This is a genomic window from Elusimicrobiota bacterium, from assembly GCA_041660925.1.
Lineage (GTDB): Bacteria > Elusimicrobiota > Elusimicrobia > UBA1565 > UBA1565 > JBAZUV01.
Genome location: JBAZVI010000007.1, coordinates 47168 through 66759 on the forward strand (window position 1 = coordinate 47168; position 19592 = coordinate 66759).

General features: G+C 70.4%; 17 protein-coding genes and 1 tRNA gene. 9 read left to right on the top strand and 9 right to left on the bottom strand.

Annotated elements, in window-relative coordinates; translation table 11 throughout:
* Position 1: 1 nt before the first annotated feature.
* Positions 2-619 (bottom strand): phosphatidylserine decarboxylase, encoded by a 618-nt coding sequence (locus WC969_10730; protein MFA6030319.1) that lies wholly within the window; start codon positions 617-619, stop codon positions 2-4.
* Positions 620-802: 183 nt separating this feature from the next.
* Positions 803-885, bottom strand: a tRNA-Leu gene (locus tag WC969_10735).
* Between the two features lie 387 nt (positions 886-1272).
* Between WC969_10735 and WC969_10740 the strand changes: the two genes are divergently transcribed.
* From WC969_10740 to WC969_10755, 4 genes are all read left to right on the top strand, one after another.
* On the top strand, positions 1273-3012 hold the full coding sequence (locus tag WC969_10740; GenBank protein ID MFA6030320.1) for a glutamine--tRNA ligase/YqeY domain fusion protein: 1740 nt from the start codon (positions 1273-1275) through the stop codon (positions 3010-3012).
* Positions 2979-3464 (top strand): C40 family peptidase, encoded by a 486-nt coding sequence (locus WC969_10745; GenBank protein MFA6030321.1) that lies wholly within the window; start codon positions 2979-2981, stop codon positions 3462-3464. The genes WC969_10740 and WC969_10745 overlap by 34 nt, the downstream gene beginning before the upstream one ends.
* Before the next feature lie 294 nt (positions 3465-3758).
* On the top strand, positions 3759-6941 hold the full coding sequence (locus WC969_10750) for a PD-(D/E)XK nuclease family protein (GenBank protein MFA6030322.1): 3183 nt from the start codon (positions 3759-3761) through the stop codon (positions 6939-6941).
* A 91-nt stretch (positions 6942-7032) separates the two neighbouring features.
* On the top strand, positions 7033-7623 hold the full coding sequence (locus WC969_10755) for a cysteine rich repeat-containing protein (protein MFA6030323.1): 591 nt from the start codon (positions 7033-7035) through the stop codon (positions 7621-7623).
* Between the two features lie 138 nt (positions 7624-7761).
* Here the strand turns inward: WC969_10755 and WC969_10760 are convergent, their stop codons facing one another.
* The 7 genes from WC969_10760 to WC969_10790 form a co-directional block, all read right to left on the bottom strand.
* Positions 7762-7962: a hypothetical protein gene (locus WC969_10760; protein MFA6030324.1), complete on the bottom strand. Its 201-nt coding sequence runs from the start codon at positions 7960-7962 to the stop codon at positions 7762-7764.
* 6 nt (positions 7963-7968) lie between these two features.
* The gene (locus WC969_10765; GenBank protein MFA6030325.1) at positions 7969-8433 is read right to left on the bottom strand and encodes a hypothetical protein; all 465 of its coding nucleotides are present in this window, start codon (positions 8431-8433) and stop codon (positions 7969-7971) included.
* Positions 8434-8735: 302 nt separating this feature from the next.
* Positions 8736-9515 (bottom strand): ribonuclease Z, encoded by a 780-nt coding sequence (locus tag WC969_10770; GenBank protein ID MFA6030326.1) that lies wholly within the window; start codon positions 9513-9515, stop codon positions 8736-8738.
* A complete protein-coding gene (locus tag WC969_10775; protein ID MFA6030327.1) occupies positions 9512-10030 on the bottom strand; it encodes a peptidylprolyl isomerase in 519 nt (172 codons plus the stop codon). Before WC969_10775 ends, WC969_10770 begins: the two co-directional genes overlap by 4 nt.
* Positions 10027-10965: a hypothetical protein gene (locus WC969_10780; protein ID MFA6030328.1), complete on the bottom strand. Its 939-nt coding sequence runs from the start codon at positions 10963-10965 to the stop codon at positions 10027-10029. The genes WC969_10775 and WC969_10780 overlap by 4 nt, the downstream gene beginning before the upstream one ends.
* 4 nt (positions 10966-10969) lie before the next feature.
* Positions 10970-11866, bottom strand: coding sequence for an arginine deiminase-related protein (locus WC969_10785; protein MFA6030329.1), 897 nt, complete (start codon positions 11864-11866; stop codon positions 10970-10972).
* Between the two features lie 29 nt (positions 11867-11895).
* Positions 11896-13095: a hypothetical protein gene (locus WC969_10790; GenBank protein MFA6030330.1), complete on the bottom strand. Its 1200-nt coding sequence runs from the start codon at positions 13093-13095 to the stop codon at positions 11896-11898.
* 42 nt (positions 13096-13137) lie between these two features.
* On the opposite strand from WC969_10790, the gene WC969_10795 reads away from it, so the two are divergent.
* From WC969_10795 to WC969_10815, 5 genes are all read left to right on the top strand, one after another.
* Entirely contained in the window at positions 13138-14460 is a 1323-nt protein-coding gene (locus tag WC969_10795; protein ID MFA6030331.1) for a hypothetical protein, read from the top strand.
* Positions 14460-16826, top strand: coding sequence for a PBP1A family penicillin-binding protein (locus WC969_10800; GenBank protein ID MFA6030332.1), 2367 nt, complete (start codon positions 14460-14462; stop codon positions 16824-16826). Before WC969_10795 ends, WC969_10800 begins: the two co-directional genes overlap by 1 nt.
* Positions 16823-17821: a hypothetical protein gene (locus WC969_10805; protein MFA6030333.1), complete on the top strand. Its 999-nt coding sequence runs from the start codon at positions 16823-16825 to the stop codon at positions 17819-17821. The genes WC969_10800 and WC969_10805 overlap by 4 nt, the downstream gene beginning before the upstream one ends.
* A 65-nt stretch (positions 17822-17886) precedes the next feature.
* Positions 17887-18597, top strand: coding sequence for an FAD-dependent thymidylate synthase (gene thyX, locus WC969_10810; protein MFA6030334.1), 711 nt, complete (start codon positions 17887-17889; stop codon positions 18595-18597).
* A complete protein-coding gene (locus WC969_10815; GenBank protein MFA6030335.1) occupies positions 18582-19589 on the top strand; it encodes an efflux RND transporter periplasmic adaptor subunit in 1008 nt (335 codons plus the stop codon). The genes thyX and WC969_10815 overlap by 16 nt, the downstream gene beginning before the upstream one ends.
* The last annotated feature ends 3 nt before the right edge of the window (positions 19590-19592 follow it).

A 19592-nucleotide genomic window follows, 5' to 3' on the forward strand; every position in this document is an offset into this window, starting at 1 on the left:
GCTACCACTGCGCGATCGGGGTGATGCCCGCGCGCACGACGTCTCCGGGCTTCACCAGCGGCCTGACCGACGGAGGCAGATGCAGCGCCGCCTGGGAGCCGAACTGGATGAGGCCGTAGCGCTCGCCGGCGGCGACCTTGTCGCCGGGGCGCACCCAGCAGCGTATGCGCCGGGCGATGAGGCCGGCGATCTGCTCCGTCTCGACGCTCTCTTTGCGACCCTCGACGGCGATGGTCACCCGGTTGCGCTCGTTGGCGGCGGCCTCGGCCTTCATCGCGGCGCGGAAGGTCCCGGGAGTGTAGCGCACCTCCGACACCGTCCCCGCGCACGGGGCGCGCTGGATGTGGACGTTGAAGATGGAGAGGAATATGCGGACGGTCGTCTTCCCGTCCTCCGCACCGACGCTGAGCACACGCCCGTCCCCGGGGGAGTAGATCCTGGCCGGGTCCTGCGGGAGCGGCCGCTCGGGGTCGCGGAAGAAGAAGGTGCAGAAGGCGGAAAGGAGCACGCCGAGCACGGTGACCGCGATGCCCGCGTTCTTCCAGGGGAGGAGATAGCCGACGGCGGCGGCTCCGAAGCCGCCGAGGATGAAGGGGATCCCTTCGGTCGCGATGATCATTCGCCTGCTCCCTCGCTCGATGCTGCGCTCTCGCCCGCATCCGGCCCTGCGGGCGGGTGCTACTTTAGCTTATTAAGGACTCCCCACCCTCGCCGGCACCCCGTCGCTGATAGTGCCGGGACCGGGCGTCTTGAGGAAGCTCCCTCTAGCCCGGACTCTCGAAGAGGGAGGGAGACAAAATAGTGGGTTGGGAGGGACTCGAACCCCCACGACCTTTCGGTCAGCGGATTTTAAGTCCGCCGCGTCTGCCTTTTCGCCACCAACCCTTGTCGCACCCGGCCGCCTTCGGCGCCGGGCTGAAGCCCTCGCGAGAGAGGGAGTTCGCTCGCTCGGGTGCTCCCCATGGGGGGTTCCCCCCTCTGGCGCCGTCGGGACGCTCGCGCGTCCCAGGACGGCTGTCACCCTCCACCCAGGTGCGCCGGACCATGCCGGCGCCTCCCACTTTGTCGCGTCCGGCTCCAGCCCGGCCCGATCGGTCATCGGGCCCGGGGGGGCCGGTTCCCTCGCTCCGGGAAGGAAACCTGCTAATCGCCGCCGCACCGATGAGGAATCATACCAAACATGGGGAAGGGCGCTGGGGGACAGGGGGGGCCCGGAAAAGTATAATGTCTCCGACGGGTGCGGGCGCGAAGCGCCTGCACGGAGCAGGAACCATGGCTTCCCAAAACCCATCCATGCCGACCTCCCCTTCTTCCTCCAAGACCCCGCCGGCGGCGCCGTCGACGCCGCCGGCATCCGACTTCATCCGCGAGATCGTGGACGCGGATCTGCGCGCGGGCAAGCACCCGAAGATCATCACCCGCTTCCCCCCCGAGCCCAACGGCTACCTCCATATCGGCCACGCGAAGTCCATCTGCCTGAACTTCGGCGTCGCGAAGCAGTACGGCGGGACCTGCCACCTCCGCTTCGACGACACCAACCCGAGCACCGAGGACGTCGAGTACGCCGACTCCATCCAGGAGGACGTGCGCTGGCTCGGCTTCGACTGGGCCGACAAGCTCTTCTACGCCTCCGATTACTTCGAGCGCATCCACGACTACGCCGTCGAGCTCATCCGGCGCGGGCATGCGTACGTCTGCGACCTCTCCGTCGACGACGTCCGCGCGAACCGGGGCTCCTTCACCGTCCCCGGCAAGGAGAGCCCGCACCGCAACCGCCCGGCGGAGGAGAACCTCGACCTCTTCAAGCGCATGCGCGCCGGGGAGTTCCCCGACGGCTCGAAGACCCTGCGCGCGAAGATCGACATGGCCTCCCCGAACATGAACATGCGCGACCCGGTGCTCTATCGCATCAAGCGCGCCGAGCATCACCGCACCGGGAACAAATGGTGCATCTATCCGATGTACGACTACGCCCATCCCGTCTCGGACGCCATCGAAGGCATCACCCACTCCATCTGCACCCTCGAGTTCGAGGACCATCGCCCGCTCTACGACTGGACGCTCGAGAAGGGCCCCGCGCCCTGCCGGCCCCGCCAGATCGAGTTCGCGCGCCTGAACCTCACCTACACGCTGATGAGCAAGCGCAAGCTCCTGGAGCTCGTGGAGGGGAAGCTCGTCACCGGCTGGGACGACCCCCGCCTGCCGACCCTGCGCGGCATGCGCCGGCGCGGCTACACCCCGGAAGCCATCCGGGCCTTCTGCACCCACATCGGCGTCACCAAGTTCAACTCGCTGACCGAGATGGAGCTGCTCGAGAACTTCCTGCGCGAGGACCTCAACAAGCGCGCCCCGCGCTACATGGCGGTGCTCCGGCCGCTGAAGCTGGTCATCGAGAACTATCCCGAGGGGCAGGTCGAGGAGTTCGAGGCGATGAACAACCCCGAGGACCCCTCGGCCGGCACCCGCAAGGTCCCCTTCTCCCGGGTCCTCTACGTCGAGAAGGACGACTTCCGCGAGACGCCGCCGCCCAAGTTCTTCCGCCTCTCGCCCGGCAAGGAGGTCCGCCTGCGCAGCGCCTATTTCGTGGTCTGCACGGGCGTCGTGAAGGATCCAAAGACCGGGGAGGTCGTCGAGCTGCGCTGCAGCTACGACCCCTCCACCCGCGGCGGCTCCTCCCCCGACGGGCGCAAGGTCAAGGCGACCATCCACTGGGTCTCGGCCGAACACGCGAAGCCCGCCCGGGTCCGGCTCTACGACCGCCTCCTCAAGTCCCCGGAGGCCGAGGGCGAGGACTATCAGGCCTCCCTGAACCCGAAGTCGCTCGAGACCCTCGAGGACTGCCGGCTGGAGCCCGCGCTCGCGGACCTGCCGCCCGGACGCACCTGCCAGTTCGAGCGCCTCGGCTACTTCTGCGCCGACGCGAAGGACTCGAAGCCGGGCGCGCCCGTCTTCAACCGCACGGTCACGCTGCGCGACGAATGGGCCAAGCTCGAAGCCCGCGGCACGAAGTAGTCCTCGCCGCGGCCCTCGCGCTGGCGCTGAGCGGCTGCGCCGGCGCCCAGCGGCGAGGCGCGACGCGCCGCCCCATCCCCCCTCTCGCGAAGGCCGTCGTGCGCACGGCCAAGTCCTACCTCCCCGAGGAAGAAAAGGGCCGCAAGCTGCCGAAGGACTGCTCGGACTACGTGCACGCGGTCTTCAAGGAGAACGGCATCGAGCTCCCTCGCACCTCGCTCGAGATGGCCCGCCGCGGAGAGCCCCTCGCCTCTTCCGGCGACCTCCAGATGGGCGACCTGGTCTTCTTCTCCGGTTCGAAGCCCTCGAGCACGGTCGGGCACATCGGCATCTACGTGAACAACGGGATCTTCATCCACTTCGCCAAGGAAGAGACCGGCGTGACGATGGAAAGCATGTATAGCGATTACTATCGTAAACGATACCTGAAGGCCCGTCGGGTCATCCCCTAGGAAGACCGTTTCCTCATTGTCCTCCCCCACGGGGAGGGCAGGGTGGGGGCGAATCCGACTTCCTCAACCCCGACTCCAATAACGCATGCTCCCTCTTCCTTCCTTAGTATGAGCTCCCCCTCCCCTGGCCCCTTCCCTGCAGGAGGGGTAGTTCAGGAAACTGAGCCCCCTGGGCCTAGAAACACCTCCCGGACTGCCCACTCCCGTATGGGCCTTCTCCCAGCACACGCATAGGCCCCCGGCCACCTCCGTCCGATGGACTCCTCCTTTATACTGAGGGTGCGAGGTACCATCATGGCCACGATCCACCGTCGTGCGTCCCTCTTCTCACTCCCCCTTCTCCTCCTGTCGGCGCTGAGTACGGCCGTCTCCGCCCAGCAGACGAGGACACAGGTCGCCCCGGTCGCTCCCGGCGCGGCCTCGGGCATCGCCGGCATCGCCGCCGCCCAGGCGCTCAAGACCCCGGACCTGGGCCTCAAGATCGGGAACCTCGCCCCGACCCTGATGCTCCCGCAGACCCCTCTCCTCCGTCCCTCCGCCCTTACACTCCCCGCGGCTCTCCCCGCGGGAATGGCGAACGTGAACGCGGCCCCGACCAACGGGGCCGCGGCCGTTTCCGCCCAGATGCAGGACGCGGCGGCCGTCGTTCCCGCCGCGTCGTCCGTGCGCTCGATCATCTCCGCCGACCCGGGAGCTGCTCCGATGGAGAAGAGCGAGCGCGTCGACACGCGCTCGCTCCTCGCCCGCATCCTCCCGAAGCTCGACTTCTCCGCCTTCTCCCCCGCGAAGCTCAAGGACATGTCCTCGACCTCCGCCCGCGAGGCCGGCGGGCGCCTCATGGACCGCGTGCTCGGGCTCAAGAGCGCCGCGCGCACCAACGGGGTCGCCGACGTCTCCGCGGACGCCGCGGCTCCGGCCGCCGCGCACCCGGCCGCCAAGCTCGAGAAGCCCTTCGACCCTCTCAACCGCCCCTACACGAACTTCCGTCTCAACATGTTCGAGAACGACCCCGAGGCCTACGCGCTGACCTTCCTCTTCGGCGTCGAGGAGTCCGGCTCGAAGGGCTACGAGCTGCTCGTCGGACTGGCGGTGCACGAGACCCTCGAGCACATCTACACCTGGGTCAAGGAGGGCGCTCCGGGCAAGGACATCACCCTCGAGAAGGTCCTCGCGGAATACGCCGCCTCCTGGGACCGCAACCTCAAGGCCGGCCATTACCGCTCCCGCACCGACTTCAAACCCAGCGAGTACAAGCGCCGCGGCATCGACTTCATCACCCGCCGCTTCCAGGCCCTCGCCCCCTTCGACAAGGGCCAGATCCTCGGCCTCGAGGAGCGCGTGCTCTGGACGATGAAGGACCCCGTCACCGGCAAGAGCTACGACTTCAAGGGCAAGATCGACCGGCTCATGGTCGAGGACGGCGCCGTCGTCATCCACGACTGGAAGACCCACTTCAACCCGCCGAGCATACGCCAGCTCCAGCAGGGCGACTATCAGCTCGGGCTCTACGCGCTGGGCCTCGCCCGCTCGCGCCCGGACCTCCTCCAGGGCCGCAGGATCAAGCTGGTCTGGGACTTCAAGGAGTTCTCCCAGGAGATCGTCGTCGACGAGGCCTACCTCCAGCGCGTCGAGGCGAAGATCTTCGACGTCCTGCGCCGCATGGACAACTTCACCGAGCGGGTCCAGGCCGAGCGCGCCGAGTGGCTCAAGCGCCTGAAGCCCGAGGCGCGGCCCTCCGGCCTCGTCGAGGCCCGCGCCGCGGCCGACCGCATCGGAGTCCTCGACGGCGAGATCGGCGACAAGGGCGGCGAGCTCAAGAAGCTCCGCGCCGAGTACGACCGCCTCGAGGAGGCGGTCCTGCGCTATGCGAAGGGCAACAAACTCTCCTCGGTCGCCGGCCGCAAGCGGACACTCTCCATCTCCGAAAAGTCCTCCCGCGGCCTGCCCACCAAGAGCGACGACTCCGAGGGCTACGAGGCCGTCGTGGCCGCGCTGAAGGCCGCCGGCCGCTGGGAGGAGTTCTCCTCCGTCGACCTCGCCGCGCTCAAGCGCATGGCCGAGGTCCGCGGCGGCGACGACGGCGCGCTCTTCGAGAAGCTGCGCGAGCTCCTGGGAACGGGCTTCTCGCACTCCATCGAAGCCGAACTCCGCGACGACGCGCCGCGACGCGGCGGAAGCGTCAAGGTCAAGGACGGCCCCGCGGTCCAGGAGCGTCCGGAGATGGACGCGATGCCCGGACTGCTCTCGCCGACTCAGCTGGCGACCTTCCTCGCCGACCGCGACGACTACGTGAAGCGCTACCTCCTGGGCCGCCGCGCGGACGCGGGGGCCAAGCCCATGGGCATGCTCGCCGGCTCCTCCATCCACGAGACCGTCGAGCAGCTCTTCACCTGGATCAAGGGAGGCCGCCCGATCTCCGAGATCCAGATCGCCGACCTCCTCAAGGTCTTCGAGCAGCGCTGGAAGGCCCTGCGCGACACCGCCGACTACCGCCCGGAGGGGAAGCTCACCGCGACCGACTACAAGCGCGGCGCCCGCAACTACCTGCGCGGGATCTGGAAGCGGATGTATCCCTTCGAGCAGGGGCGCACCGTCTACCTCGAGAGCCGCATGCACTTCGACCTCACCGATCCCGAGACCGGCCGCGTCTACCGCTTCCAGGGGATCGCCGACCGCATCATGATCGACGGCGACACGGTCGTCATCCGCGACTGGAAGTCCCACTACGTCCCCCCCTCCGACGAGGAGGTCCGGGCGAAGGACTACCAGCTCGGGCTCTACGTCCTGGCGATGCACCAGCTCTACCCCGACCTCATGAAGGGCCGCAAGGCGCGGCTCATCTGGGACTTCAAGGACAAGTCCACCGTCATCGAGGTCGACGACGCCTACATCGCGGACCTCAAGACGCGCCTCTTCAAGATCCTGCGCGGGATGGACGCCCTCGGCATCGAGGTGCGCAAGGACCGCGCCGCCTGGGAGGAGCGCCTCCTCCCGCCCGACCTCCCCAAGAACAAGACCGAGGCCGGCCGCCGCGTCGACAGGATGGGAGAGCTCTCCGCCCACATGGACAAGCTCAAAGCCGAGGTCGACGCGCTCAAGGCCGAGCGGGCCGAGCATGAGGCCGCCCTCATCGACTTCACCCGCCGCACCGGGCGCGTCGTCGTCGACGGCAAGCGCTTCGACGCCCGCCTGATCAAGACCGGCGTCACAACCGTGCCGACCAAGACCGCCGACCGCGAGGCCCACGAGAAGGTGGCCGCGATCCTCAAGGCGTCCGGGGCCTGGGAGAAGTACTCGTCGCTCAACTACGCCGCGCTCAAGAAGGCGCTCTCGGACCCGAAGAATCCGGACAAGGCGCTGCTCAAGGTCCTCGAGCCGCTCATGAAGGACCTCGTGAAGGTCGAGGCCTCCCTCTCTGAGATCTCGAGGGCGTCCGCGGCGGCGAAGCCGGCCAAGACGTCGAAGTCGAAGAAATAGACTCTGAAGGCCCTCACCCCGCCCCCTTCCCGTTTGGGAGGGGGGCGGTTTTTTGCTAGCGTGCCCGCGGGGGAACCCCCGGGAGGACGACATGACCGCTCTCAGGACGCTCGCGGCGCTTCTGCTGCTCTGCGCCGGCGCCGCCGCGGCCGAGCCGCAGCCGGCTCCGCAGGGCGACGCCGCCTGCAAGGCCGACGCCGAGAAGTTCTGCAAGGACGTCACACCGGGCAAGGGCCGCCTCATCCTCTGCCTGAAGGCCCACGACGACAAGCTCGCTCCGGAGTGCCGCGAACGGCTCAAGAAGGGCGCCGAAGAGATGCGCGAGCGCAGGAGCAAGGCCAAGGAGGCCTGCCAGGAAGACGTCGACAAGTTCTGCAAGAGCGTCGACCCGGGCAAGGATGTCCTCGCATGCCTCAAGGAGCATGCCGCCGAGCTCTCCGCTTCCTGCCAAAAAGTCCGCGAAGACGCTCAGGCCCGCATGAAGGAACTCAAGGAGCGCCAGGAGAAGGTCAAGACCGCCTGCAAAGGCGACCTCGACAAGTTCTGCAAGGGCGTCGAAGCCGGCGGGGGCCGCCTCGCGAAGTGCCTCAAGGAACACGAGGCGGAGCTCTCCGAGTCCTGCCGCGCTCTAAAGCCCCACAAGGACGAGAAAGAGAGGCCGCTCCCCAAAGAGACGAAATAACCCTTCCTTAGCTCCCCCTCCCGCGGGTAGGGGGCAGGGGGAGGGGGTTCCCCTCCAAAATGACAAAGAAGGCCGCCGGCATCGCCGGCGGCCTTCTCTCTGCCCTATCTCTCCGACTCGCCCTGCCGAAAGGCTCGCTCAGGACTCGACGCCCCCGCGTCTGGAGACCGAAGCGTCCAGCTCCCGGACCTTGCGGCGCTCGAGCCCGTACCAGAGCCCGCCGGAGAGGAAGAAGAGGGCGAGGGTCGCCCAGGAAGCGTGGTCGAAGAAGACGAAGCGCATGAAGCAGACGGCGGCTACGACGAAGAGCGCCCAGCGGTAGGCGCGGCGCTGGCGCACGGAGCCCTACTCCCCCTTGTCTCCGCCCTCATCCTCGGCCGGCTGGGCGTCGGAGGCGGGGGCGGGCTTGGCCGCGGGCTCGGGGGCGGCGGGGGCCGCATTCGCGCCGGACGCCTCGTCGGCGGCGGGAGCCGCCCCGGCGTCCTCCTTCTCCTTCCCCTCCGCGGATTCCTCGGCCGGCTTCGGCGCGACGACGGAGCGGGCTTTCTCGCCGGGACGCCGTTTGCCGGGCTTCTTCACGGCCTTGCGGCGGACGCCGTCGCCCTTCGCCTTCTTCTCCTTGACCGCCTTCTCCTTCGCGCCTTTCGCGGCGGGAGCCAGCGGCTGGCCGTCGGGACCGAACTTATAGGGGGTCCCGACCTCGTTGGACTGCGAGATATACTTGGAATCCTCGCGCTCCTTGTCTTTCTTCGCCCCGAGCGAAGAGGCGGCGAGCGCGGCGGCTACGAGCAGGAGAAGCGGTCGGTTCATGGAGTTAGGGCTCGCAACGGCATAATATGACCGATTCGGAGGCCCGGCTTTGAGACGAATTCGAGGCGCGAGGAGGAAGCATGGCTTGAGCCATGCGCCCGACGAGCAACGAAGAAGTCGGCCAAAGAAGGGCCTCCCCGAAGGGCCGGGGCGCTATCGGGCTGCGACTTCGTCTCTCCTCGTTCACATACCGCAGGGGGTATGCTCATTCGTCGTTCCTCGTCTCGCTCCAATATCGCCCCGGCGAATCGATCATATCATGCCGTTGCGAGCCCTTAGTATATCCCGGCATGGGCGGCCCTTCAAGGCCGGGAGAGCGGCATGCGCAGAAGGTCCCGCGCGAGGAACTCCGCCCCGCGGCGCAGACGGACGCGGCCGAGGGCGCGCTCGGAATCGGGGCTCAGGTGCGTGAGCAGCGTGCGCCGAGCGCGCGCGGCGCGGGCGATGGCGAGCGCCTGGGAGACCGTCAGGTGTCCCTGCGCGCGCCGGGCGGCGGCAGGCCCGTCGGCCTGAGAGCACTCGATGAGGAGGAGGTCGGCGTCCCGGGCGAAGGCGGCGAGCCCCTCGTCGGGCCCGGTGTCTCCGGTGCAGCAGAAGGTTCCCGCCGGGCATTCGAGCCGGTAAGCCATGGCCTCGGTGGTGTGCGGGACCTCCCGTCCGAGCACGATGAAGCCGCGGCCCTGCGCCCGCGCGGGCTCCTCGAGCTCGCGGACCTGCAGGCGCCAGCCGCGCGGCCTCAGCCAGGGATGGTGGGCGCGCGTGAGGCGCTCGACGAAGCTCGCGAACCCCCGCGGGCCGTGGACGCGCAGGACGCCCCCCCGGGGAGGACGGACGTAGTTGAGGTGGAAGATCAGCGCGGGCAGGTCCCCGACGTGGTCGGGGTGGCGATGAGTGAAGAAGGCGTCGGTGACCGCGCAGGCGTCGAGCCCCGCGCGCGCGAGCTGGCGCAGGCAGCCGAAGCCGAGGTCGAAGAGGAGGATGCGCGCGTCCAGGCGCACCGCGCAGCCGGCGGGGAGGCGGACCGCCTCGCCCGCGGCGGGCTCGAGCGCCCCGGAACCGAGAACGACGAGCTCCGCGCTCACGCGCGCTTCCTCCTCGACGGCGGCTCCACGCTGAGGACCTTCAGTCGGATCTTCAGGGTCTTCCCCGCGTAGGGATGGTTGAAGTCGAGGGCGACGTCACGGGCGTCGGCTTCGACGACCCGGGCGGTGACGAAGCGACCGTTGCGCAGGCCCTGGACGTTGACCCCGGGCCGGAGCTGGGAGGCCTGCTCGCCGAAGCGCGCGCGCGGGATGCGCTGGACGGCCGCCGGGTCCCGGAGCCCGTAGGCCTTCTCGGGCGGCAGCAGGAGCGTCTTCTCCTCGCCGGCCCGCAGGCCGTAGAGGCCCTCCTCGAGCCCGACGAGCATCTTCCCTTTCCCGGTCTGGAACTCGACGGCACCGCGGCCGCGCGTGCTGTCCACTTCGCGTCCGTCCACCTCGACGGAGTATTCGACCTTCACCCAGGAGCCCTTGCGGGCCTTGGGCGGTCCGCTCTCGAAGCAGCCGCATCCGGAAAAAAAGAGGAGGCCGGCCGCGAGAAGGACCGGCCGCCTCATTTCCCTTCTCGGATCCAGCGGTTCGCTTTAAGGCGCAGGTTCTCGCGAAGGACGCTCTCGAAGGGCCCCAGACCCTCCTTGAGGCGCGCGAGGCCCTCGCGACCCCGTACGACGAGCGCCGCGCGCGCGACGCGGCCGGGATAGGGACGCCCGTCGACGAGGGCGTAGCGGCCGTCCGAGCGCCAGTCCAGCGCGTCCAGACGCGCGGAATGCTGCGCGAGGAAGTCCTCGAGCTCCGTGAGGCGCACGGTCTCCGCGGGCCAGGGGAGTGCGTCCTCGAGCGCGGCATAGAGCCGGTACGGGTCCTCGCTGAAGAGGAAGAGCTCGGCCCCCGCGAGCGCGAGGGCCTCTCTGGGCGCCCGCCAGGGCGGCAGGGCGCCCGCGCCGGCCTTGAGCGCCGCGGCGGCATCCGCGCGACGCGAGCGGAAGATCCTCTCGGCGCGCTCGTAGGCGGCGCGGAGCTTCCTGGAGAACGCGGGGTCGACGGAGGCCTTCTCGACGACATAAGCGACCGACTCCTGGTGCGCGGCGAGCTCGTCTTCCAGAAGGGGCACCGGGCAGCGGGCGGCCGCGCGGCGCCGCTCGCGCACGAAGAGGATCTCGAAGTCGAGGGCCTCGAGCTCCGGCGCGCGTTCGGCGTCGACGAGGAACTCCCGGCGCGGGGACTCCACGTAGCGCACCGCGCCGAGCCCGGTGCGGCGGCGCTCGACGAAAAGAACGTCGCCGGTCTCGGCCAGCAGGCGGCGGCCGGTCTCGGTCCGCTGGAGCTCGGCGTCGACGTGGCGCAGGGCTTCCCGCAGCGGCGCGGAGAGCGGTTCGTCGGGCCGGACGGCGGCGGGCGCGTCCGCCGCGGCGTAGGGCGCGGGCGCATCCTCCCCGGCGAAGGCGGGGAGCGCGAGGAGGAGAAGGGCCGTCGGGATCGCCGGAGACGGCATGAGGTCAGAAGAAGAGCATCTTGAGACTGGACACCGAGCCGCCGGACTTGACGAACTCGGAGACGTCGGACTCCACGATCTCGAGCCCGAGCGCCTTCATGTGGAGGATGGCGTTCGAGGCCCCCCGCGGGACGACCGCGGTGCGCGAGTCGATGACGGCCGTGTTGCAGACCATCCGAGAGGCCTCGCGCTCCTCGGCGGCGAGCACGACCGGGAAGAGGCGCAGGATCATCTCCAGGCTCTCCGGGGAGAACGCGGCGGGGTAGATCAGGACCGCCTCGGGCGTGAGCGGGCAGAAACAGGTGTCGAGGTGGTAGAAGCGCTCATTGACGAGCTTGAGCGTCACGACCGGAGCTTCAAAGGCCTGGGCGACCGCGGGGTAGACCTCCGGGTCGGTCCGGAAGCCGTAGCCGCCCCAGAGCAGGCGCTTGCCGGGATGCCAGACGCTGTCGCTCATGCCCTCGAAAGTCAGGGCGGGGTCGTCGAGGCGCGCGATGCGGTAGCCGGCGGCCCTGAACCAGCCCTCGAAGTGGCCGACCTCTCCCCGGCGGGAGGGATGGCGCATGTGGCTGAGGAGACAGACCTTCTCCATCCGCGAGGTCAGGCCGATGAGGGTCTGGCTCGCGCAGAAGACCATGTCCTCGAGCCCGGCGACCGCGGGGATCGTCTGGACGGTCTTGCCCAGGCGGGTGAAGACCGCGCGCAGCTCTTCCCACTGCGCCCGCGCGCGGGCGCGGTCCACCTTTCCTACGCTCTCCGCCATGTACGGGTTGAGCGGGGCGGAGACGTCGTAGTGGTCGGGGGGGCACATCAATGCGAGCGTCGGCGTGGGCATCGAAGGGCAGTTCTTGATGGAGAAGCCCTTGAGCTCGTCGGCATGCGCGTAGATGCGCGTGTTCATCGCGTCGAATATACCATTTCAGTCCCCGGTCAATCGAAATTTCGGCTCACGAACGCGCGCGCGTCGAACGCGCGGCCGGGAGCGAGCGCCTCCGCCTCCCCGAACGCGAGCGCCCCGGATTTCCCGCCGTGGCGCAGCGGCAGCAGCAGCAGCGGGACGCCCCGCGACGCTACGCGGCGCGTGAGGAAGGAGAAGAGGCGCTCGCGCCGAGGCGTCTCGCGGGCATACTCCGAGCGCGCCTCCCCCAGGGCGCGCTCCGCCGCCTCCGCATCGAAGCCGAGCGCGAGCGCGCCGCGCCGGAACGCTTCGGCGGCCGGCGCCGGGAGCTCCCCGCGCGCTGCCGCCTCGAGGGCCCGGGGAGGGGTCTGACGGGAGAGGAGCCAGGCCTCCATCGCACGCCAGACGCTGCGCCGCATGCCCCCCCGCAGACCCGCGCGGAAAGCCTCGAAATCGGTCCCCTCGCCGAGGACCGCGGCGGCCTCGCGCGGGGAGCGGACGCCGGGACGCCGACGGCGCAGGTCCTGAAGCCCCTCGCGCAGCGCGTAGTGCGCGCGAGCGGTGAGCGGCACCCCCCCGGCGAGCATGACGACGATTCCCCCGCCCCCCCGCAGCGCGCTGGAGAGCCGCCAGGCGACGCTCGTCCAGGAGCTCCCGTCCATCAGGAAGGCGTCCAGGCCGCGGCGCAGACCCGCCTGACGGTCGAGCCCCAGATGGGCGCCGGCCATGAAGCCCGCGTAGAACCCCTCGCGCGGGGTCGAGAAGGTGTCGAGCGCGAAGGGATCGAGCGCCGTCAACATGCGCGGACGGAAGGACGCACCCCTCAAAGCGCGCAGAGCGAGCAGCCCCTGGCGCATGAGCTCCACGTTGAGGCCGGTCCCCTCCTCGTCGACGAGCGGGTGGGAGGCCAGGCAAAGAAGCCCTGCGCGCTTCCCGCCGCTTTCAAGCTCGGAGAGCAGGCGCGCGGCGCGCTCGAGCGCCCCGCCCGACGCGAAGGGCCGGGCCGCCCCGCCCGCGGCGGCGCGCTGGACGCGGTCCTGGAGGTCCCCGGCTCGGGCGTCCGGCAGCGCGCGCAGCGCGAGCGCGGCCAGGCGTCCGCACAGGACCAGGGGCGGCCGGAGGAACGCGGCGAGCGGTGATTTCCGGGCCAGGAGCGCCGGCGCCCGCACCGCTTCGGCCTCGGCCAGGGCCGAGAGAAGGTCGTCGACGCGGCCGCTCGGAGGGTAGCGCATACCGTCCTGAAAACTACCATTTTTTATGGTATCCTCCGTCCCATGATCAGAATATTCCTCCTCGCTTTCATGCTCCCCGTCTGCGCCCGCGCCGAGGCGCCCGCGACGCTCAACGGCGTCGTGGTCAAGGTCGAGAACGGCGCCGTCTACCTCGACCTCGGAGAGGCCTCCGGCGTCAAGACCGGGTCCACCTTCGCCGTGCTCGGGCTCGGCGAGGAGCTCAAGCACCCCGTCAGCGGGGCGTCCCTGGGACGCGTCGAGACCGAGAAGGGTCTCGGGCTCGTCTCCGAGGTCCACGAGAAGTACGCGCTCGGCAAGCTCGGCAGCGGCACCGCCGCCCCCGGCGACCCCGTGCGCGTGCGCCCGAACGCCCAGCCGGCCGCGCCGGCTCCCGCCCAAGCCGCGGCGCCGCAGGCCGCCGTCCGCCCGCCGCTCTGGAAGAGCCCGCAGTTCCCCCTCGAGGCCGTGGACGTCGCCGCCGCGGACGTCGACGGCGACGGCAAGGCCGAGGCCGTGCTCGCCGACAAGGATTCCGTGACCGCGTATTCCCTCGAGGACTGGCACGCCGTCTGCTCCTTCAAGGACAAGGCGACCGCCGTCACGAACCTCTCGGTCGAGGCCATGGACCTCGACAAGGACGGCAAGGCCGAGGTCTTCCTCACCCTGAACAACCGCTTCTTCGACCGCGTCGAGAGCTACGTGCTCGACTGCTCCTCCGGCCCGATGAACAAGCGCGCGACGCTCGAGTGGATGGTCCGCTCCTACGAGGATGAGACCGGGACGGCGCACTTGGCCAGCCAGGGGCTGCTCAAGGACGCGGCCTTCCCGTACGGCCCGATCAAGCCCCTCGTCTACGAGAACGGGCGCTACCAGCAGGGCCCGGGGCTGAAGCTCCCGCGCCTGGAGTGGCTCTACGGCTTCGCGACGCCCAAGGCCATCGACGAGACCTTCCCGGCCTTCTACACCGTCAACAACCGCATCCGGCTCCAGTTCGGCAAGCGCTCCTGGTTCACGCCCGAGACCTACGGGCAGACCGCCAACCGCGTGCGCCGGCGCGAGAGCAATTTCCAGTTCCACCCGCGCCTCCTCGTCGCCCCCGGCGGGACGGAGGGCTTCGCCGGCCTCTACACCCTGCGCAACGTTCCGCGCTTCGGCGCGCTCTCGGACGCCTTCGGCTCCTACAACGCCGCGGAGCTCCTCTTCCTGCGCTGGACCGGCGCGAACGTGGAGCCGGACTGGAAGATCCAGCTGCCCGGCTACGCCCCGGGCCTCGCCACGCGCGTCGCCCCGGACGGCCGCAAAGAGCTGCTCGCCGCGGTGGTCGGAGCCAACGGCAAGACCACCCTCTGGTCCTTCCCTAAGTAGTGCCGAGCCGCAGGAAAGGAAAGCACGACGGCGGCCTCTGGAAGGCCGCCGTCGTGCTTTTCGTCCTCTTCGTCCTGCTCGGCCTGCTCCTGGCCGAACGCAGCATCGGGCCGCTGTTGAGCGGCGACGTCACCGGCGCCTACCCCACCCGCGTCTATTCGGCCCCCGCGCGCCTGCGCGCCGGGGAATCCCTCACGGCCGAGGATCTGGAGGCGCGCCTGCTGCGCCTGCGCTACGTGCGCGCCGAACGCCCCGCGCGGCCCGGAGAGTTCTCGCGCGCGGACCTCCCGGCGCCCTCGGCGGGCCCCGTCCTTCCCGGACGGATCGGAGCCGACCGAAGGCCCGTCTCCCGCTTCGAGCTCCACACCCGCGGCTTCGCCGCGCCCACGCAGCGCGAGGAGCCTTCCGAGCTCTCGATCGAGGTCGTCGGGGGCCGCGTCCAGTCGGTCTCCCTCATGGGGGCCGGGACCGCGCCGCGGGTGCCGGTCCTGGAGGCCTGGCTGGAACCCGAACTCCTCTTCGAGCTCTCCGGCGAGCGCCGCGTCCGGCGCGAGCGGCTGGAGGCCGTCGAGGTCCCCAGGACGATGGCGGACGCGGTCGTCGCCGTCGAGGACCGGCGCTTCTTCCGCCACCACGGAGTCGATCCCCGCGCGATGGCCCGCGCCGCGTTCAAGAACGCCCGCGAGGGCCGCTATGCGGAGGGCGCGAGCACGCTGACCCAGCAGCTCGCCCGCAGCCTCTTCCTTTCCCCGCGCCGGACCCTGCGCCGGAAGCTCCAGGAGGTCTTCATCGCGCTCTACCTGGACGCGCGCTTCCCGAAGACCGAGGTCCTGCGCATGTACCTCGACACCGTCTACTTCGGCCAGGACGGCCCGGTGAGCCTGCTCGGGCTGAAGGCCGCCGCCCGCCACTTCTTCGACAAGGCCCCCGCCCGCCTCAGCCTCGGCGAGGCGGCCCTGCTCGCGGGACTGCTGCGCTCCCCCTACAACTACGACCCTTTCCGCAACCCGCAGGCCGCCGCCGCCCGCCGGCGCGTCGTGCTCGCAGCCATGCGCCGGGAGGGCTTCATCGACGCCGTCCAGGAGAAGTCCGCCGACGCCGAGCCCGTCAGCGCCGCCGCGCCGCCGCGGCCGGCCCCCCGCGCCTCCGACTACTTCGTGGCCTTCGTCCAGCGCCAGCTCGAACGGCGCTACGGGGACGCCGCCCTGCTCTCGCGCGGACTGAGCGTCTACACGACGCTCGACACCCGCCTGCAGGCCCTTGCCGTGCGCGCGGTCCGCGGAGCGAAGCACCCCGCCGCCCTCGTCGCCCTCGACCCCCGGAGCGGGGCCGTGCGCGCGCTCGTCGGCGGGCGTGACTTCTCCCGCGAACCCTACGACCGGGCGACGCTCGCCCGCCGCCAGCCGGGCTCCGCCTTCAAGCCCTTCGTCTACGCGGCGGCGCTGACCGGCGAGGACTCCTCCGGGCCTCCGCGCTGGACGGCGGCGTCCGTCCTCCTCGACGCCCCCCGCCGCTTCCGGACCCCGACGGGGGACTGGAGCCCGCGCAACCACGAGGACCGCTATCTCGGCCGCGTCCCGGTGCGGACCGCGCTCGCGCAGTCCCTCAACCTCGCGACCCTCGATCTCGCCGAGAAGGTCGGCGTCGCGCGCCTCGCCGACACGGCGAGGCGCCTCGGCATCCGCAGCCCCCTGCGCCCGGAGCTCGGCACGGCCCTGGGCGCCTCCGAAGTCACGCTCCTCGAGCTCTCCTCCGCCTACTGCGCGTTCGCCAACGGCGGCTTCCGCGTCGAGCCCTACGCGGTCGAGTCCGCGATGGACCCGGACGGGGAGATGCTCGAATACCACGCCCGCGCCGAGGAGCCCGTCCTGACCCCCGAAGAGGCGTGGCTCATGACCGACCTCCTGCGCGAGGTCGTCCGCACGGGGACGGCGAAGGAGCTGCGCCGCTGGGACCTGGCCGACTCCGCGGCCGGGAAGACCGGCACGACCAACGACGGCAAGGATGCCTGGTTCGTCGGGAGCCTCCCGCGCCTCAGCGCCGGGGTCTGGACCGGCTCCGACCTCCCCACCGGGCTCGGCCTCGTCGGCGCCCGGGACGCCCTGCCGGTCTGGGCGGAGTTCATGGCCGCGGCCTCGACCGGCGCCCTGCACGAGGCCTGGCCGCGCCCGGAGGGCCTGAGCGCCGTCGAGGTGGACCCGGAGAGCGGACTACGTGTAAAATCAGGCTGTCCCTCCCGGCGCACGGAGTTCTTCCTGCCCGGGACCGAGCCCCGGAGCGAGTGCCCCCTGCACTCCGGCGGCATCTCGGGGTGGTTCCAGCGAGTCTTCAAGGGAGACGGCAAGGGGGCGGGAGCGCACCGATGAGGCTGATCCTGGCGACGGTCCTGCTGCTGGCGGCCTCCGGAGCGTCCGCGCAGACGCGCTTCGGCTCCAAGACCCTCGGCGTCCTCCTGGTCGGGTCTTCGAGCGGTCCGGGCTTCGCTTCCACCGTCGCCGACCTCCGAAAGGACCTCGGCACCGATGTCCCCCTCCAGGAGGCCGTCGGCGCGCCCAACGGCCGCGACCTCCAGAGGGCCATCTCCGCCCTGATCGCCGCGCGCGTCAAGCACATCGTCGTCGTCCCCTTCTACCTCCGCTCCGAGGACCCGGAGCTCCAGCAGACCCGCTACCTGCTCGGCATCCAGAAGTTCCCTTCGCAGACCTTCGTCAACGAGCGCCACGCCCACCTCTCCCAGTCCAAGGTCAAGCGCGCGGTGCCCCCGAAGGGGGTCGCGCTCGCGATGACGAGCGCGCTCGAGACCGACGAAGCCGTCTCCGACGCCATCCTCGAGCGCGTCCGCGGCCTCGGCCGGGAGCCGGAGCGGGAGGCGGTGGTCCTCGTCGCCGACGGCCCCGCCGACCTCGCGGCCCGCTCGGCCGTACGGGCGGTCGTCGAGCGCCACGCGCGCCGCGTCCGGACGACGGGCAAGTACCGCGAGGTGAAGACGGTCGTGCTCGAAAGCGCGCCCCAATCCTCGTCGGACGCGCCGCCCGACCTCTCCAAGGGCGCTCCCCGCATGCGGCGCGACGGGGACCCCATGCAGGAGCTGCGCGAGACCGTCCGCGCGCTGAGCCGCAGCGCCAAGGTCCTCGTCGTGCAGGTGAAGCTCGAGGCCGACGGCTCCGAGCGGGGCCTGCGCCGCGCGCTGGAGGGGAGCTTCTGCCGCTTCGAGGGCAAGCCCCTGCTGCCCTCCCGGGAGCTCACCGCCTGGGCGCGCAAGCGCGTCTCCGAGGGCTTCAAGCTGCCGGACATGGTCAAGTTCCGCGACGACGGGCAGGCGCCGGAGGGCGCGGAGCGCAAGCGCCTCATCCTCCACTGAGGCCGGTCAAAAGTTTCTAGAATACCCCCACGGGATGCGGAGCATCCCGTGCCAAGGAGAAAGGGATGAAAGAGATCAAGGCGCTCGACAAGGGCTTCGTCCGGCTCGTCGAGGCGATGGCCAGCGACGAAGGCGTGGTCCGCGCCGCGCGCGTATCCTACGCGGGCACGACCAAGGGCGAGGCGAAGGACCGCGAACTCATCACCTACCTCCTCAAGCATCAGCACCTCACCCCCTTCGAGCACGCGGTCTTCAAGTTCCACGTCAAGTGCCCCATCTTCGTGGCCCGGCAGTGGTTCCGCCACCGCTGGTCCTCCTACAACGAGATCAGCTTCCGCTACACCGAGACCTCCGAGGAGTTCTACGTCCCCGAGCGCTGGCGCGCGCAGGACCGGAAGAACCGGCAGGGCTCCGTGGCCGCCGACCTCGACGACGCCGCCCTCACGCGCACGTACCGAGAGTCCCTCGAGCAGTCCTACCGCGCCTACAAGGACCTCATCGACGCCGGGGTCGCCCGGGAGATGGCCCGCATGGCCCTGCCCGTCGCCCTCTACACCGAGTTCTTCTGGACCGTCAACGCCCGCAGCCTCATCAACTACCTCTCGCTGCGCGCCGACGCGCACGCGCAGATCGAGATCCAGGCCTACGCGGAGGCCCTCGCGGCCTTCTTCGAGCAGCTCATGCCCTGGACCTACGAGGCCTTCCTTCAGAACCTCTGGAAGGGCGAGAACGCCAAGTTCGCGGCGAGAAAGGAGAAGGCTTGCGCGAAGCACTGACGCTCCTCGTCCTCTGGACGGTCCTCGCCGCGCCGGCCGCCGCCCAGCAGGTCGGCGAGCTGCGCCGCGGCCCCCTGCGCGCCGTGGTACGCGTACGGGGCACGGTCTCCGCCGAGGAGCTCCTGCGCCTGAATGCGCCCATCGACGGCCGCGTCGAGGAGATCCTCGTCTCTTCCGGGACCTGGGTCGAGCCGAAGACCGACCTCGCCCGCATGCTCTCCCGCGAGATGGCGGCGATGAAGGACAGCCAGGGCTCCATCTCGGAGCAGATCATGCAGGACCGCTGGGGAAAGACCTACCGCCCCAACGCCGTGAACTGCCCCGTCCGCTGCTACGTCACCCGCGTCTTCGCGCGGCCGAAGACCGTCGTCCCCTCCGGGACCGCGCTCGTCGAGGCCGCCCGCAAGCTGCGCCTTCTCGGACACGTCCGGCCCGGCGACATGGCCTTCGTGCGCAAGGGGCAGCTCATCGATTTCTGGGACCCTCGCCGTCCCTCGCGCCGCCTCCAGGCGCGCGTCGAGGACGTCCGCTTCGACGTCGCGGGGCAGAAGGTGGCCCCCGGCGGAAGCGTCACGGCGCTCCTCGAGTACGGCTACGCGCTCGAGCCGGGGACGAGCTGGGAGGGAGAGATCGTCACCCAGGAGCGTGCCGACGCGCTGCGCGTGCCCACCGGAGCGCTCATCCGCTTCGGCGACGAACTCTTCCTTCCCGTGCGCGTATCGACCGGGATCACCACGTACGAAGCGACCGAGATCACCGGCGGGGCGTCCGACCGCCAGCGCTTCCTCATCCTCGACCCCTCCAAGATCGGGGACGCGAAGGCCTATGAGCCGGCGCCGACGAAGCCGAGGAGCCGCCGCGCGGCCCCCCGGGCCGAGCGGCGCCCGGACGAGGACGCCGAGCCCGAGGCCTCCTCCGGGGGCCCCGAGAGCGGGAACGCCGACATCGTCGAGTCCGGCAACGACTACCCGAGCGACTACGATCACGAATAGCCG